This window comes from Streptomyces sp. TRM68367 (assembly GCF_014495685.1).
Classification (GTDB): Bacteria; Actinomycetota; Actinomycetes; order Streptomycetales; family Streptomycetaceae; genus Streptomyces.
Genome location: NZ_JACTVI010000144.1, coordinates 1 through 15,149, shown reverse-complemented (window position 1 = coordinate 15,149; position 15,149 = coordinate 1). Strand labels below are relative to the sequence as shown.

General features: G+C 68.8%; 13 protein-coding genes. 10 read left to right on the top strand and 3 right to left on the bottom strand.

Annotated elements, in window-relative coordinates; genetic code table 11:
• Window positions 1-188 precede the first annotated feature (188 nt).
• The 5 genes from H8R17_RS41780 to H8R17_RS41755 all read left to right on the top strand — a co-directional run bounded on the left by H8R17_RS41780 (window position 189) and on the right by H8R17_RS41755 (window position 6,685).
• A complete protein-coding gene (locus H8R17_RS41780; RefSeq protein WP_262505931.1) occupies window positions 189-1,568 on the top strand; it encodes a S9 family peptidase in 1,380 nt (459 codons plus the stop codon).
• 84 nt (window positions 1,569-1,652) lie between these two features.
• Window positions 1,653-2,252 (top strand): sugar O-acetyltransferase, encoded by a 600-nt coding sequence (locus H8R17_RS41775; RefSeq protein WP_187828417.1) that lies wholly within the window; start codon window positions 1,653-1,655, stop codon window positions 2,250-2,252.
• Window positions 2,253-2,816: 564 nt separating this feature from the next.
• Window positions 2,817-3,962 carry a hypothetical protein gene (locus tag H8R17_RS48135; protein ID WP_187828416.1) on the top strand — a complete coding sequence of 382 codons (1,146 nt, stop codon included), beginning with the start codon at window positions 2,817-2,819 and terminating at the stop codon, window positions 3,960-3,962.
• Between the two features lie 82 nt (window positions 3,963-4,044).
• Window positions 4,045-5,097: a glucose 1-dehydrogenase gene (locus tag H8R17_RS41760; RefSeq protein WP_187828415.1), complete on the top strand. Its 1,053-nt coding sequence runs from the start codon at window positions 4,045-4,047 to the stop codon at window positions 5,095-5,097.
• A 565-nt stretch (window positions 5,098-5,662) separates the two neighbouring features.
• Complete coding sequence (locus tag H8R17_RS41755; protein WP_187828414.1) at window positions 5,663-6,685, top strand: TerC family protein; 1,023 nt, start codon at window positions 5,663-5,665, stop codon at window positions 6,683-6,685.
• 463 nt (window positions 6,686-7,148) lie between these two features.
• On the opposite strand, the gene H8R17_RS41750 is transcribed toward H8R17_RS41755, so the two are convergent.
• Window positions 7,149-8,108, bottom strand: a complete 960-nt coding sequence (locus H8R17_RS41750; RefSeq protein WP_187828413.1) for an asparaginase — start codon at window positions 8,106-8,108, stop codon at window positions 7,149-7,151.
• Between the two features lie 226 nt (window positions 8,109-8,334).
• Here H8R17_RS41750 and H8R17_RS41745 point away from each other — a divergent pair, with 226 nt between their 5' ends.
• From H8R17_RS41745 to H8R17_RS41735, 3 genes are all read left to right on the top strand, one after another.
• On the top strand, window positions 8,335-9,000 hold the full coding sequence (locus tag H8R17_RS41745) for a GntR family transcriptional regulator (RefSeq protein ID WP_187828412.1): 666 nt from the start codon (window positions 8,335-8,337) through the stop codon (window positions 8,998-9,000).
• Between the two features lie 129 nt (window positions 9,001-9,129).
• Entirely contained in the window at window positions 9,130-10,623 is a 1,494-nt protein-coding gene (gene nhaC / locus H8R17_RS41740) for a Na+/H+ antiporter NhaC (protein ID WP_187828411.1), read from the top strand.
• Between the two features lie 389 nt (window positions 10,624-11,012).
• On the top strand, window positions 11,013-11,423 hold the full coding sequence (locus H8R17_RS41735; protein ID WP_187828410.1) for a type II toxin-antitoxin system VapC family toxin: 411 nt from the start codon (window positions 11,013-11,015) through the stop codon (window positions 11,421-11,423).
• Window positions 11,424-11,537: 114 nt separating this feature from the next.
• Here H8R17_RS41735 and H8R17_RS48130 read toward each other — a convergent pair whose 3' ends face one another.
• Complete coding sequence (locus H8R17_RS48130) at window positions 11,538-11,837, bottom strand: hypothetical protein (RefSeq protein WP_262505930.1); 300 nt, start codon at window positions 11,835-11,837, stop codon at window positions 11,538-11,540.
• 246 nt (window positions 11,838-12,083) lie between these two features.
• Window positions 12,084-12,623: a TetR/AcrR family transcriptional regulator gene (locus H8R17_RS41725; RefSeq protein WP_187828409.1), complete on the bottom strand. Its 540-nt coding sequence runs from the start codon at window positions 12,621-12,623 to the stop codon at window positions 12,084-12,086.
• A 155-nt stretch (window positions 12,624-12,778) separates the two neighbouring features.
• Between H8R17_RS41725 and H8R17_RS41720 the strand changes: the two genes are divergently transcribed.
• Together H8R17_RS41720 and H8R17_RS41715 are read left to right on the top strand one after the other, a co-directional pair.
• The gene (locus H8R17_RS41720; RefSeq protein WP_187828408.1) at window positions 12,779-13,954 is read left to right on the top strand and encodes a cytochrome P450; all 1,176 of its coding nucleotides are present in this window, start codon (window positions 12,779-12,781) and stop codon (window positions 13,952-13,954) included.
• A gap of 5 nt (window positions 13,955-13,959) precedes the next feature.
• Complete coding sequence (locus H8R17_RS41715) at window positions 13,960-14,607, top strand: class I SAM-dependent methyltransferase (protein WP_187828407.1); 648 nt, start codon at window positions 13,960-13,962, stop codon at window positions 14,605-14,607.
• Window positions 14,608-15,149: the final 542 nt, after the last annotated feature.

Here is a 15,149-nt window from a genome sequence, read left to right as displayed (position 1 = left end):
AAGCTGAATCATCGCAGGTCGGAAGCACCCTTCCTCCATGAAGTGACTGGCTGTCACTGAAGCTCCTGGTGCCGTGAATTCGTGAGGTTGGCGCAGGCCCCGGCCCCGACGAACCCCACACCTTCGTCCTGCACTCCGACGGGGCTCCGGTGAACGCCGGCAGCCAGGGTCTGGCGGGCACAGGAGATATGGCGCTCTCGCCGGACGGATCGCTGGTGGCCTACACGCGGGCCGCGACGGGCCGCGCTCCCGACACGAATGTCGTGGTGGTCGCCGACGCGGCCACCGGCGTCGAGCGCCACACCTTCTCGCGCCCTGGCCATCAGTACTACCGCCTGGCGTTCACCGCCGATGGCTCGGCGTTGGTCTGCCAGCGCCAGCGAGAGGAGACCTACGACACGGAGTGGCGCGTCACGCTGGTCGAGTTCGACATGACTTCGGGTGAAGGGACCGACCTCCTGCCGGAGTTCGACAACTGGCCGTGGCCGGGACGGGCGGTTCTCTCGCCGATCCGTGGGGACGCCACGCTGTGGTTCACCGGTGACGAGCGGGGCCACCGCCCGGTCTTCCGCCGCGACGCGGACGGCACGATCACCCGCCTGACCGCCTCCGGCGCCTACGCCTCGCTCTGCGTGTCGCCCGACGGGACCACCCTGTACGCACTGCGCAGCACGATCGACAGCCCGCCTCGAGTGGTTCGGCTGGACGCCGTCACAGCCGATCAACACCCCGCCTTCCTCCACGCTCCCGGCGAGCTCGACTCGCTTCCCGGCACGCTGACCGAAGTGCACGTCGAGGCGGACGACGGTTTCCCGTTGCGCGCCTGGCTCGCGCTGCCCGAGGGTGCCTCGGCCGAACGCCCAGCGCCGCTGATCATCGCCCCGCACGGTGGCCCGCAGATGTCCTGGAGCGCCTGGACGTGGTTGTGGAACCCATGGCCGTTCGCGGCCCGCGGCTATGCGGTGCTGCTACCGGATCCGGCGCTGTCCACCGGCTACGGGCAACGCATGCAGGAGCGCGGCCGGGGCCGGTACGGCGGTCAGCCCTACCGTGATCTCATCGCGCTGACGGACGCGGCAGTGGCACGCGACGACCTCGACGCGACCCGGACCGGCCTCGCCGGCTGGTCCTACGGCGGCTACCTGGCCAACCGGGCCGCGACCCTCACCGAGCGCTTCAAGGCGATCGTCACCCACTCCGGGATGTGGAACCTCGAAGCATTCCAGATCGACACGGACCTGCACGCATACTTCCGGAAGATCTTCGGCGACCCGCGGACGCAGCGGGAACGGTACGAGGCCAACTCGCCCCATTTCCATGCGGCGAAGGTGACGACGCCGATGCTGATCGTGCACGGCGGCAAGGACCACCGCGTCCCGATGGGCCAGGCACTGAGCCTGCACAGCGATCTGCAGCGGCTCGGTGCGCCCGTCAGATTCCTTTACTTCCCGGACGAAGGCCACGCCATCGGGGCGCCGAACCACATTCGCATCATGTACGAGACGGCGCTGAACTTCCTCGACCACCATGTCCTCGGACAGGAGTGGCGGCGCCCCGCCATGCTTTAACTGATGATCTTGTGCCTGACGCGCGGTCAACCGGGGGCGCGCCGGACCTGTGCCCGAGGGATTGAACGAAGGGAGCGTTCCGCTGTGACGCATGCTCACGAGGAAGAAGTCCTGGCCCGCATCGCCAAGGGGCTCGTCTACACCGAGTCCGAAGCGGCCTTCCAGACCCCTCGGCGCCGCACCGAGCAGATCTTCGAGTACAACCACACACCACCGAGCGAAACGGAGAAGCGTCGGTCGCTGCTCGTCGCGATCTTCGGCTCGGTCGGTGAACGCACGGTGCTGCTGCCGCCGTTTCACGCCGGGTTCGGCAGCAACGTCCACATCGGCGACGACTTCTTCGGGAACGTGAACCTCACGTTCGTCGACGACGTGGACATCCGCATAGGCAACGGTGTCATGATCGCGCCCAGCGTGACACTGACCACGACGGGGCACCCGGTGCATCCCTCACGACGCGCTGACTTCGGACGGTTCTCGGAGCCGATCGTGATCGAGGACAAGGTGTGGATCGGCAGCAACGCGGTGGTCCTGCCCGGCGTCCGTATCGGATACGGGTCGGTCATCGGTGCCGGCAGCGTCGTCAGCCGTAGCATTCCCCCGATGACCGTCGCGGTCGGAACCCCTTGCCGGGTGGTCCGCCCCATCACGGACGAGGACCTCACCACACGTACCGCCCATTAGTGCCGGTGGCGGAGGACCACGACCACCAGCAACGTCACTCGGGACGGGCAAGCACCTTGGGCCCTGACGGCAGGTCAGTAGCGCCGGTCACCAGGTGGTGCCGAGGGGCTCCTCGATGGTGGTGCGGATGCGGTTGAAGCAGTTGGTGAGGCTGATCACGGAGAGCTGCTCCTCGCTCTGTCCGCGCTCGACGAGCACGTGATGGAGCCATGGGAGCCGGGCGGGCGGTCCACCAGAGACAGGCGGGCACACCACCGTCATCACGGCCGTCCGAACTGGCGCATCGTCCGCTACGCGGACGGCCTGGCGGCCGGCGGTCAGGCGGCGCCATCGGGTGCCGAGAGCGCGGCGGTGTTCCCGCAGGCGGGCGGACAGGAAGCGAAGGGCGGAGCTGGACACGTCGACGCACGACGGGTAAACAGCACGCGAAGCCTCTGGCGGAGAAGGTTCTCTTGGTCGAAAACCCATCTACCAGGGGATTCACCTATCTGTCAGGCCAACTACCCAGCCCACACACCATGTGGGAAACCGCTCATTGTCAGACCCGTGCGCCACGCTTGATCTATGCGAACACTCTTCAGCGGCGAAGCGCGCGTGGCCTACGGGCAGATCTATGTCTGCAGCGACGACGGCCACTCCCTCGAAGATTCTTTCGCCGGGCAGCGGGCCGGGCTGTGCGGCGGGGCGGTGCCAGGCGACCTCTTTCTGCTGACCGGAATGCACACCGGCTCCGTCCCGTTCACCGTCGAGCTGCACGAGACGGAGCCGCCCCTGGACGCCGACGTCTGGGAGGACATCGTCGAGGTGTCGTTCCGGCCCGTATCGGACGAGATCGAGCTCGTGGAGTGGGACAGCGGCCGGTATCCGCTCCCCCTCTCCGAGACCTCGTACCGGGTCCGGTACCACTGCCGGGGCATGGACGAGGCGCACAACGCCGTACGCAACGCGGGCGAACCCGTGCTGGATGAGTATCTGCTGCGATTCTGGCCGAGCCCGCCAGCCCCGGACCGCGTGGTCAAGGAGACCAGCCAAGCCGCCACCTACTGGCACGAGTTCGCGCGCAAGCAGCCCCCGGGCCCCACCCCCGAGGAGCGAGCCGAGGCCGAGCGCCAGGCCCGCGAGGAGGAGGAGCGCACCAAGCTGCAACAGGAGATGGACGCGTGGGGCGGGCGCCTGCCCAGCGACCGGCTGCGGGATGTCCGGAACAAGCTCCGGGGGGTCCAGGGCTATCCGAAGGGCCTCGTGGGCCTTGATGCCGCACTCGTGCACGCGATCGACGCCGCAGGTCCCGAGGAACAGCGCGCGCTCGCCCGCTGGGCAGCGCACCGCGCCTGTGCGACAGCAGGGCTCAGCGAAATCGACTGGGTAGCGCGTGGCCTCGCGGAGCTCGCCCGGGGCGTGCCCTACTCGCCGCCGCTGGACGACCCACGACGGCTGCGCGATGCCGCACTCTCCGACGCACGCGTTCCACGGCCGCACGACGGAACCCCCGGCTTGCCCCAGGCCGCCGCCTTCGCCGCTCTCTTCGATGCTGCCGCACCCGACCCCCTCAAGGCGGCGCTGGACGCCCTCCTCGCCGCGGCGGTCACCCATGAAACCGACTTCCCCCACCTCTTCGCGGAGGTCCGCCGCACCTTCCCAGCGACGGCCATCGCGCCAGATATCGCGCCCCGAGCGCAGCACCGTGCCCGGCTGGCCAGCTCAGACTGAGGATGGAGAAGCTCACTGAGCCGGAACTGCGGTTGCGAGCGACAGAACCGACGAACGAGCGAGGAGAAAGGCGGGACAACCCATGCGGGCATTGACCGTACAGCCTGGCCAGAGGCACTCCCTCCGAGTACGGCAGCTACCCACCCCGTCCCCGATGGCCGGCGAGATGCTGGTGCGAGGCTTGGCGATGGGTGTCTGCGGGACGGACCGGGAGATCGCGAACGGCCAGTACGGATGGGCGCCACCCGGCCGCGACTGGCACATCCTCGGGCACGAGTCACTGGGCCGTGTGGAGCAAGCGCCGCCGGACAGCGGGTTCTCGGCCGGCGACCTCGTGGCCGGGGTGGTCCGCCGGCCGGACCCCGTGCCCTGCGGTGCCTGCCGTCACGGAGAGTTCGACATGTGCCGCAACGGCCGCTACACCGAGCGCGGCATCAAGGAACTCGACGGCTACGGCGCCCAAGCCTGGTGCGTAGAGCCCGGCTTTGCGGTGAGGCTGCAACCCCACCTTGAGCGGGTCGGCGTACTCATGGAACCCGCCTCCGTGGTCGCCAAAGCGTGGGAGCAGGTCGAGCGTGTCGGTGCGCGCTCTTGGTTCGCACCGCGGCGCGTCCTGGTTACCGGTGCGGGCCCGATCGGCCTGCTGGCCGCCCTGCTCGCGACCCAGCGCGGGCTGCAGGTGCATGTACTGGACCGCGTCAGCGGCGGCCCCAAGCCCCAGCTGGTCCAGGACCTCGGTGCCACGTACCACGCCGGAGACGCCCAGCAAGTGATCGAAAAGGTATGCCCGGACGTCATCATCGAAGCCACCGGAGCGAGCGGCCTGGTCTTCGCTTCGATCACTGGCACCGCCGCGTACGGGGTGGTGTGCCTGACAGGCGTCTCGCCCGCCGGTCGCCGCGTCACCGTGGACGCCGGCACCTTCAACAGGGACATCGTGCTGCAGAACGACGCCGTCTTGGGATCCGTCAACGCGAACCTGCGTCACTACCAGCAAGCCGCCAGCGCGCTGGCGAAGGCCGACATGACCTGGCTGGAACGCCTGATCACCCGGCGGGTACCGCTCGAACGCGCCAAGGAGGCATTCCAGCGGCAGCCAGACGACATCAAGGTAGTCATCGAGCTGCAGGCATAGCCATTCAACTGCAAACTGCCGTGCAGACAGGATTCCGGCTGCTCATTCGTGATCCGCCCTGATGCGCTGCGCGGGCATGCGCAGGCTCCTTCTCGGGTCCGTGAGCGCAGAAGTCCTGCACATGACCGAATGCACCCCTTCTATAGCTTCATCCGCGAACCGCGACTGAATCGATACCCGGAGCCCATCGCCGGGAAGATGCGTGAGCGTGGCCAACGCGGCCCAAACTGCACCGCCGTTCTCGCCGTGGTCGGCGGCGCCGTGTGGGTCGTGGCGGCTCTGTGCCGCCGGCCGTGGGTTGGGCGGGGCACACGGGCGGCGCGGGCCGCGGACGGCAGAGAGTACCGGGAGTCCCTGTCGTGTGCTCCCTCGCTCGGGCTGTCTGTCGGCCTGCGGCTGGAATCCCTGTCCTGCTGACGCTGTGGTTCGTCGCCGTGGGTGCCGTGATGCTGCTGTACTGCCAGTACTGCGTCGAGCGGGATGCAGTCGCCCTGCTGCCGGCCTTCGCCCGGAGGCGGCGTCGGCAAAGGCGACCGCCGCAGCACCGATACTGAAGGGAGGACCGGTGCTGGACATCAGCGCACTCACCTGGGCCGTCACCATCGGCCTGATCCTCGTCCTACTCGCTGTCGACCTGATCCTGGCCGCCGCACGCCCGCACCGGGTCGGCTACGGCGAGGCCACCGCCTGGTCGGTGTTCTACATCCTCGTCGCGATCGGCTTCGGCGTCTGGTTCGCCGCGCGATACGGCGGAGAGTTCGGCACCGAGTACTTCGCCGGTTACATCGTCGAGAAGAGCCTCTCGGTCGACAATCTGTTCGTCTTCGTCATCATCATGACGACCTTCGCCGTGCCGGCGGAACACCAGCACAAGGTGCTCACCTTCGGCATCGTTCTCGCCCTGGCCATGCGCGCGGTTTTCATCGCGCTCGGCGCCACCCTGCTGGCGCTGTTCTCGTTCATGTTCCTGCTGTTCGGCCTGCTGCTGATCTACACGGCCGTGCAGTTGTTCCGGCACCGCGACGAGGATCCCGACATCGAGGACAACGTCATGGTCAAGGCCGCCCGCCGGGTCCTGCCGATCACCGCCGACTACGTCGGCGGCAGACTCGCCACCCGCGTCGACGGGCGCCGGATGGTCACCCCGCTGTTCATCGTCCTGCTCGCCATCGGCAGCATCGACCTGCTCTTCGCGCTCGACTCCATCCCCGCGGTGTTCGGGGTCACCCAGGAGCCCTACATCGTCTTCACCGCCAACGCCTTCGCCCTGCTCGGCCTGCGCGCTCTTTTCTTCCTCGTCAAGGGACTGCTGGACCGGCTGGTGTATCTGGCCGCCGGGCTCTCGCTGATCCTCGCGTTCATCGGCGTCAAGCTCATCCTGCACTGGGCGCATGTCGACCTGTACGACGGAGTCCCCGAGATTCCCACCCCGGTCAGCCTCGCCGTGATCGCCCTCGTGCTCGCGGTCGTCACCGTGGCAAGCCTGATCAAGACCAGGCGCGACCCGACCGCCAAAGCCCACCCCGGCTCACTGCGCGCGCATCCCCCAAAGCCCGCGGAATCCGGCCAGGAAGCGGGACCCTACTGAACTGCTCCTCCTTGTGGCGAGGGGCGGGCAGGGGTGCCCGGCGCCGAACATGGGTGCTTGAGGCGAGGTACGCGAATGCGGGCACGCCGACCTAGGCATACACGGCCGAGGCACCCTTCGGCATGTCCGGCCCTTGACCCGTGACCGCGTCGGCGCCGGTTGCACTGGCCGGGCGCCATAGAGGGGAGGAGACGCGTGGCCTGCGGCAGCCGTCGCTGCCCGAGTGGACCCACAGACGGCGAGGCCGAGTACGGGCAGGCAGACTGGACTGCGACAACACCCCCTTTGTGGTTCTCATGCGTCCGCGGTGTTCCCTCGCGGGCCACCATCGCCGAGCCGACGCTGCGCCGCCTCGGCCACCGCCGTGAGCGTGAGGCGCTCACGGCCGTCAGCGCCCGAGTCGTGAACCCGGCCATCGAGCCAGCACGCCTTGCCCCGGGGCGACAGCTGACGATGACCACGACTACCCGTACAGAATCCGCGCAGCGCGTACCGTGCCGACCGGTTTGCCGTGTCCGAGGACGGGGGCGGTGGCGAGTTCGGTGAGGGTTTCGTCGGCGTCTGTGTCAACGCCGAGCCGCCGCAGTGCGGCGATCATGACGACGGGGCGGGCCCGGGTGGAGCCGTCGGCGATCTTCAGGGAGATCGATGAGCCGTCGGGGAGTGCCATCGCGTAGACGCCTTCTGCGCCCTCCTTGGCGACCGATCCGGGAAGTGCGCTCATGAGCCGGGTCACGTCCCGGCCGGTTCCGCCGACGTATTCGGGGTGCATGTTCATCGCGAGGGCGACTCGCCGTTCCAGCGATCCGGGCCGGCTCGTCGCCAGCCTGGCGAACGCCCGAGCCAGGGCCTGGTAGCCGATGGCGAACAGCGGTGCTCCGCAGCCGTCGACACCGGTCGCGGCGACCTTTTCGCCGGCCAGGTCCTCGATCGTCTCGCGCAGCGCGCGCTGCAGCGGGTGGTGCGGATCCAGGTACGTTGCCGTGTCCCAACCGCCTGCGACGCAGGTGGCGAGCATCGCGGCGTGTTTGCCCGAGCAGTTCATCGTCAATGGGGTCGGTCCTCCGCCCTCGGCAAGGTAGGCACGGAGAGCGTCTTCGCCGATGGGCAGGGCGGCCGTGCACTGCAGTGCCCCGGTGCCGAGCCCGGCGTCTTTGAGGATCCTGCGCACACCGTCGAGGTGGAAGGCTTCGCCGGAGTGGCTTGCACAGGCCAGCGCCAGCAGCTCGCCGTCCAGGTCGAGTCCGGCGCGCAGCATGCCGAGCACCTGAAGGGGCTTGTTGGCCGACCTGGGGTACATGGGGCGGTCCGCCTCACCGACGCTCAGCACGGTCTGCCCGTCGGGCCCGGCAGCGTGGACCGTCCCGTGGTGCACCGATTCGAGGAAGTCTCCTCGCCAGACCTCCGCCACCACCGCGTGCATAGCCCGCTCCTCCCTCTTCGGCCGTACCGGCCGAGCGACTCGAACTGTTAACAGTTATCACTTTCCGCCGCCCGCGTCGATGCCGCACAGGGGGTGTTGACAGACGCTGTCCGTCCCCTATCAACTGTCATCTGTCGACACTTTGCCGCTGTAGTCGGCGGTGCGGGACCTACCCGTGCCCGTGACGATTTCGCCAGCGGCAGCCCTGCACGGACGGGAGGCACGCATGCCTGAAACCCTTGAGCGCGGCCTCGCAGTCCAGCTCGTCGAGACGCTTCGCGAACGCCTGCTCAGCGGCCAGATCGCCTCCGGTACCCGGATCAACGAGGCCGTGATCGCCCGCGAGCTGAGCATTAGCAGGGGGCCTCTGCGCGAGGCGATCCGGCAGCTCGTCAGTGAGGGCCTCCTGGTGCACCGCCCCAACAAGGGCGCTGTCGCGTTCGAGGCCCAGCCGGACGAGGTCGAGGCGCTCTTTGAGTTGCGCTCAGCACTGGAGACCGCCGCTGCGCGCCTGGCCGCCGCACGGCGCGACCGCAAGAACATCGTCGCGCTGCGCCGCGCCTGCGAACGGTCGAGGAAACTCCTCGCCACGGGCCGCGAGTTCGCGCACCGCATGGATCTCGACTTCCATCGCGCGCTGCTCGACGCGGCCCGCAGCCCCCGCATCACCGAGCAGGTGTGGCGGGTGCATCAGCAGATCATCGTGGTGCGCAGCCGGCACGACGTGGCCGCGTCACACACAGACGCCTCGCTCACCGACCACGACCAGATCGCGGAGGCCATCGCCGAAGGTCAGGTCGAGCGTGCCGGCGAACTGATGGAGCTCCACCTTGACCGTGTACGACTGCAGATGATCACGAGCATGACGGGCAACGACGCCCCCCGCGACTGACGATCCTCTTCCCGGCGCCGCTGCTCTCCCTTACCGCTCCCCGCCCTTTCCCTTTCCACGCCCTCGCTTCACTTCTCATGCCATCGCACCCGTCTGCTGGCATGTCCGACTCTGAGGAGCACCGTCCCCATGTCCGAAACGCCCATCGTCGACGTCGCCAAGGCGTCGCCACGCCGCCGCCCGCGCCGCACACCGACGCTGTTCCAGGCGGCCCTGCCCTTCGTGCTCATGCTGGCGATCGTCATCCCCGGTTCGATCTGGCTCAGGCTCAACCCGGTCGTCCTGCTCATAGTCGCCGCCTCGTGTGCGGGGATCATTGCCTGGCGATTGGGGGTGACGTGGGAGGAGATGCTCCACGGCATCCGCGAGAAGATCGACTCGGCGATGCCGGCGTTGCTCATCCTCGTCGCCATCGGCATGCTCATCGGCACGTGGACGCTCTGCGGCACCATTCCGATGATCGTGGACTTCGGGCTGCGGGTCATCCAGCCGTCCTGGATCGTCCTGCTGGCGTTCCTGATCACCATGGTGGTCTCCACCATGACCGGTACCTCGTGGGGTTCGGTCGGCACGGTCGGTGTCGCGCTCATGGGCGTCGCCGCGGGGTTGGGGGCCTCCCTTCCGATGACCGCGGGCGCGGTCGTGAGCGGTGCCTACTTCGGGGACAAGATGTCACCGCTGTCCGACACCACCAACCTCGCGCCGGCGGTGGCCGGCTCCACGCTCTTCGAGCACATCCGCCACCTCTTCTACACCACCCTCCCGGCGGCCGGAGTCTCGGCGGTCCTCTACTTCGTCCTCGGCCTGACCCAGCACACCGACGCGCACGCCGCCGCCCGTTCGGACGCCCTGGTGACGGTGCTCAACCACGCCTTCGACTTCAACGTCCTACTCTTGCTGCCGCCCCTGGTGGTGCTCGCGGGCGCGATGACGAAGAAGCCCCCGGTGCCGACGATCGTGCTGTCCTCGGTGGTTGCGGCTGTCCTGGGCATGGCCGTTCAGGGCTTCACGATCCACGACGTCAGCGACGCCGCGGCGACGGGCTTCAACGTGACGATGCTGGCCGGGCACGGCGTCGACCCCTCCCAGCTGCCCGATGCCGCCGGCATCCTGCTCAACCGTGGCGGGATGACCTCCATGGCGCAGACCATCCTCATCGGCCTGGTCGGCTTCGCGCTCGCCGGGATCCTCACCGAGGCGGGCTGCATAGACGTACTGATGCACCGCCTGGTGGGGCGGGTGCGCAGCACCGGCGGCATCATCCTGGCCACCGCGGTCTCCTCGCTCGGTACGGCGATGGCCATGGGCGTGTCCTATCTGACGATCCTGATCCCCGGCCAGGCGTTCAAGGACGTCTACCGAGAGCGCGGGCTCGCCGCCAAGAACCTCTCGCGGACGCTGGAGGACTCCGGCACGGTGTTGGTCCCGCTGGTGCCGTGGACCGAGGCGGGAATGTACATGTCGGCGACGCTGGGCGTGGCGACGGTCGCCTACGCACCATATGCGTTCCTCAACTACCTGGGCGTGGTGTTCGCGATCATCTGCGGCTTCACCGGATTCGGCATCGCCCGGATCAAGACGCCGGACAACGCCACGCAACAGACTCCCAAGGCCCTCGTCTGACCAGCTCCGCTGACGACACGTCGTCCAGGACATCGTCCGGCTCCTGTGCCAGTCGGTTGAAGAGCATCCTTCCTGTCATCGCAACGGCCGCGGTGGTGGTCACGGCGATCGCCGTGCCACAGGGCGGGGGGGGTCGGCCTCCGCTGCCGAAATATCCCTGCCCGCTGCCCAACACGCGGAGCAGAAGGCCGGCGGAAAGGCCAAGCCGGATGCGAAGGGCGTCGTGCTCGCGGTACACGGCGGCGCCGGGACGGCGCTGGACCGCGCCACGACCTCACCAGAGCTCGAGAAGGCGTACCCGGACGGGCTCAGCGAGGCCCTGCGAACGGGGCAGAAGCTGCCTTCGCTGTCGGATGCGCTGATCGCCGAGCGTGACCGGGGGGCACGCGTTGAGCCTCTACTACATGGACACCTGCGCTCTGCTGAAGTTTGTACAGCAGGAGGCAGAGACCCAGGCGCTTCGCAGCTGGCGGGCAGGACTGGGCGTCGACGGTCGCCTCGTGACCTCCCAGCTGGCGGGGGTTGAGATCTCGCGCACGTTCCGGCGAGCTGGGGTCGATCGGCAGCGAGTGCCGTTCCTGGTCGGCAATACGCTCACCGGGACAGACCAGATCATCCTCAGTGACGACGTCCTGGCCCGCGCTGCCGGCTTCGAGGTGCAAAGACTCGGCACTCTGGACGCCATTCACCTGGCAACAGCCGCCCCTCTGCACCGAGAGCTGGACGGTTTCGTCACCTATGACAAGGAGCTGACGGACGCTCTCACAGCACTCGGACTGCCGCATCTTGCACCTGCATGACGGAGCCGCTGGAGAAGATCCGGTGGCGGGTGCCCAAGCCGTCGGTCTCGGTGGACCCGCGGGTGGTGGCCAAACCCCTACCAGGCACGGGAACTGCTGAGATGACTGCCCAGCTCACCCCGCTCGACGGCGTAGTGGAGCGCGTGCACCAGCACTTTGCGGCTTGCGCCGCATCGTCTCCACGGCCGCCTCGCCGCCGTCCAGCCTGCGGCGCAGCGACTTCAGCACATCACGCGCCAGGACCGAATCATGCAGGTGGACCAATTGCCGGGATGCGTTGGCCACCCACTGCAGTACCAGCCGGTCCTCCGCCGGCAGCTCTCGCTGCTCCGGCCCGGGGACGACAAAGGCCCAGCGCCGCAGGGCACGGCGCAGCAACTGCCCGTTCGGCCGGCCAGGAAGATCCCAGCACATCGCCAGAGTGATCGCCGTGAGCGCGTCGCTGACCTCGTCCCGGGTCTTCGCCGCACGGCCGGCCAGTGCGCCCGCGCGTCCTCGGTCGCGAAGACATACCAGCTCAGATTGGACGGGCCCTGGCCGCACCCAGGGCTGGCGCGCTGGGCCAGGCCCGCGCGGATGGCCCGCACCAGCTCCGCACCGAACTCGTCGGCCATCGAAGGTCGAAGAACCCACATCCCTGTGGATCTGCTGTTCAGGGCTCTACTGGGCGGCTTGGATGACTCCTTGGATGACCTGCCTGATGCGGTCAGCGGCGTGGCCGGGCTCGGGCTGGCCGGTGTCGAGCCACATGATGACCGCTTCGAGGGTGAGGGTGGGCACGAGCTGCGCTGCCCAGGTCCGCCAGGGGCTGTCCGGGATCGCGTCGGCGAGGTGGCGGGCGGCGATCTCCATCGAGGCGGACCGGATGCTGTCGATGACATCGCGGAACTCGGGTTCGCGGGCGGCGTGGCGGAAGAGCAGCCGGAAACCGTCTGGATCCGCCGCGGCGGCGCACAGCAACGCGGCGACGCTGTCCTCGTCGTAGTCGTCGGTGCCGACGGTCTTGGCGAGCCGGGTGCAGGCGCGGTCGAGTACGGCGCGGTAGAGGTCGCTCTTCGAGGCGAAGTGCCGGTAGAGGATCACGTGGGTCACGCCTGCCTCCGCGGCCACGTCCTCCAGGCCGGTGGCGGCGAAGCCGGTGCGGGCGAAGGCGCGGGTAGCCGCGTCGAGGATCTGCTCACGCCGCTCCGCCCGGGGCATGCGCCGAACACGCTCAGGCTGCCCTGCTGACGTCGATCGAGCGGGCTGTCGACCGGCTGCGGCCACACCACACCTCCTCTTGTTTAAACCAGACTATACAAGTAGCTTGTTTAAGAGAACTTGTACAAAGACGAATAAATCTCATGGGGGTTGCCATGGCCATCGCGGCGCAGTTGCCGTTCGAGCAGACGGATCCGTTGCGGATCGCACCCCGGCTGCGTGAGTTGCAGTCCCGGGGCACGGTGCACCGGGTACGCACCGCGGTGGGCGACGAGGCGTGGCTGGTCACCGGCCACGGGCAGGTGCGGCAGCTGCTGGACGACAACCGGCTCGGCCGGTCCCACCCGGCCCCTCAGACCGCGGCGCGCACCGGGGAATCGGCCCTGTTCGGCGGGCCGCTGGGCAACTTCGCCACCGAGGCAGCCGACCACGCACGTATGCGGTCGCTGCTGCAACCGCACTTCTCACCCAAACACATGCGGGCCCTGCACCCGCGCGTCGAGACCCTGACGGCACGACTGCTGGACGGGCTGACCGCCCAGAGGCCACCGGCGGACCTCCACGCCGCGGTAGCGGTGCCGCTGCCGATACTGGTGATCTGCGAACTGCTCGGTGTGCCGTACGAGGACCGCGAGCAGTTCCGCGCCTGGACCGCTGACGCCGCCAACATCCGCGACGGCGCCTGTTCGGAACGAGGGCTGGCCGAGCTGTTCGGCTACGGCCAGAAGCTGGTCAAGTGCAAGCGGGCCGAGCCCGGTGACGATGTGATCTCCCGGCTGTGCGCGACCGAGGGTGTTTCCGACGACGAAGCCGCCGGGCTGTCGATGGCGTTGCTGTTCGCCGGTCACGAGACCACGGTGGTCCAGATCGGCCTGGGCGCACTGCTGTTGCTGACCCATCCCGAGCAGTGGCAGGCCCTGGTGGACGACCCCGGTCTGGTCCCGAACGCGGTCGAGGAGATCCTGCGCGCGCCGGGCAAGGGCGGCGGCGGGATCCCCCGGTACGCGCGGACCGACCTGGAGATCGACGGCGTCACCGTCCGGGCCGGAGAGCTGGTACTGCTGGACAACGGCGCCGCCAACCACGACCCCGCCGTATTCCCCGACCCCGACCGGGCGGACATCACCCGCTCGGCCGCGGCCCATCTCACCTTCGGGCACGGCGCCCGCTACTGCCTCGGCGCACCCCTGGCCCGCGTTGAACTGCAGGCGGTGTTCACCCAACTGGTTACACGGCTGCCGACGCTGCGACTTGCCGTCGCCGTGGAAGAGTTGACCATGCGGCGCGACACCCTCACCGGCGGCCTGGCCGAGCTTCCGGTGCGGTGGTGACCGGCATGGGAAGCGGCACCTGCGTGCATCATCCGCTCTTCGCGCGGCTCTACCCGCTGATGGGCAAGGCCATGGAGCGGGGCGGCATGGCCGAACACCGCCAGGCCCTGATCGCCCGGCTCACCGGCGAGGTGATCGAGGTGGGTGCCGGCGACGGGCTCAACTTCCCGCACTACCCGACCACCGTCACCCGCGTCCTGGCCGTGGAACCGGAGCCGCACCTGCGAAGCCTCGCCCATGACGCCGCCGGCCAGGCGCCTGTGCCGGTCGAGGTAGTCGACGGCCTCGCCGAGCAGCTCCCCGTCGAGGACGCCACCGCGAATGCGGTCGTCGTGTCGCTGGTGCTGTGCTCGGTACACGACCAGGACGCGGCACTGCGGGAGTTCCACCGGGTCCTCAAACCGGGCGGGCAGTTGCGCTTCCTCGAACACGTCCAGGCCGACACCCCTGGTCTGGCCCGCTTCCAGCGCGTGCTCGACGCGACCATCTGGCCGCGACTGGCCGGAGGATGTCACACCGGCCGCGACACGGCCGCGTCGATCGAGCGGTCCGGGTTCACCATCGAACGGCTCGACCACTTCATGTTTCCTGACGCCCGCACGCCTGCCTCATTTCACCTCCTCGGCACCGCCGTACGGCCCGGTTCCCGCTGACCAGACCGCGGCGTGCCTCCAGCCCGTGAGGCCGGCCAGAGATCGGACTTAGCGGGCCACCCCAGAGGCCAGCCGCTTGGCCATGGGCGGCCTCGGCGAGCTCGTTTGCGGGGGCCTGCTGGCGCTGGCCTGGGTGGTGCTCAAGGTCGGCGCGCCGTCCCGCCAACGTCACCGGATGCGTCGCCTCCATGAAAGAGCGGCGAGCGACCGCCACGCTCAGCCCTCGAAGAAGGCCTGCGCTCAGCCACGGGTCCGTCCGGCCCGTCGGGCCGTCCGGGTGCCACGGCGGGTCGGGCCGCGTGGGCTGTGCGTCGGCCGTCAGACGGAGCGCGTACACGTCCCGGTCTGGGGCGGGTACGGGGACGGGGCCGAGGTAGGTGTGGCCTGTCATGTGGCACCAGGCGGGGTCTGTAAAGCGAGCGGTGTAACTGGGGTTGGTGTGGCTAGAGTTGGCCTGCGGTGAGGCGGCCGTCGAAGGCCAGGTCGAAGGCGTTCATGGCGCCCTTCCAGCGCATGGTCCAGCGTTTGCGGCCGGCGCCGGT

Excerpts from the sequence above, each read along its gene's own strand:
- H8R17_RS41725 (WP_187828409.1), bottom strand. The coding sequence starts at position 12,623 with ATGCCCCGGGCGGAGCGGCGTGAGCAGATCCTCGACGCGGCTACCCGC.
- H8R17_RS41780 (WP_262505931.1), top strand. The coding sequence starts at position 189 with ATGGCGCTCTCGCCGGACGGATCGCTGGTGGCCTACACGCGGGCCGCG.
- H8R17_RS48135 (WP_187828416.1), top strand. The coding sequence starts at position 2,817 with ATGCGAACACTCTTCAGCGGCGAAGCGCGCGTGGCCTACGGGCAGATC.
- H8R17_RS41750 (WP_187828413.1), bottom strand. The coding sequence starts at position 8,108 with ATGCACGCGGTGGTGGCGGAGGTCTGGCGAGGAGACTTCCTCGAATCG.
- H8R17_RS41715 (WP_187828407.1), top strand. The coding sequence starts at position 13,960 with ATGGGAAGCGGCACCTGCGTGCATCATCCGCTCTTCGCGCGGCTCTAC.
- H8R17_RS41760 (WP_187828415.1), top strand. The coding sequence starts at position 4,045 with ATGCGGGCATTGACCGTACAGCCTGGCCAGAGGCACTCCCTCCGAGTA.
- H8R17_RS41745 (WP_187828412.1), top strand. The coding sequence starts at position 8,335 with ATGCCTGAAACCCTTGAGCGCGGCCTCGCAGTCCAGCTCGTCGAGACG.
- H8R17_RS48130 (WP_262505930.1), bottom strand. The coding sequence starts at position 11,837 with ATGTGCTGGGATCTTCCTGGCCGGCCGAACGGGCAGTTGCTGCGCCGT.
- H8R17_RS41720 (WP_187828408.1), top strand. The coding sequence starts at position 12,779 with ATGGCCATCGCGGCGCAGTTGCCGTTCGAGCAGACGGATCCGTTGCGG.
- nhaC (WP_187828411.1), top strand. The coding sequence starts at position 9,130 with ATGTCCGAAACGCCCATCGTCGACGTCGCCAAGGCGTCGCCACGCCGC.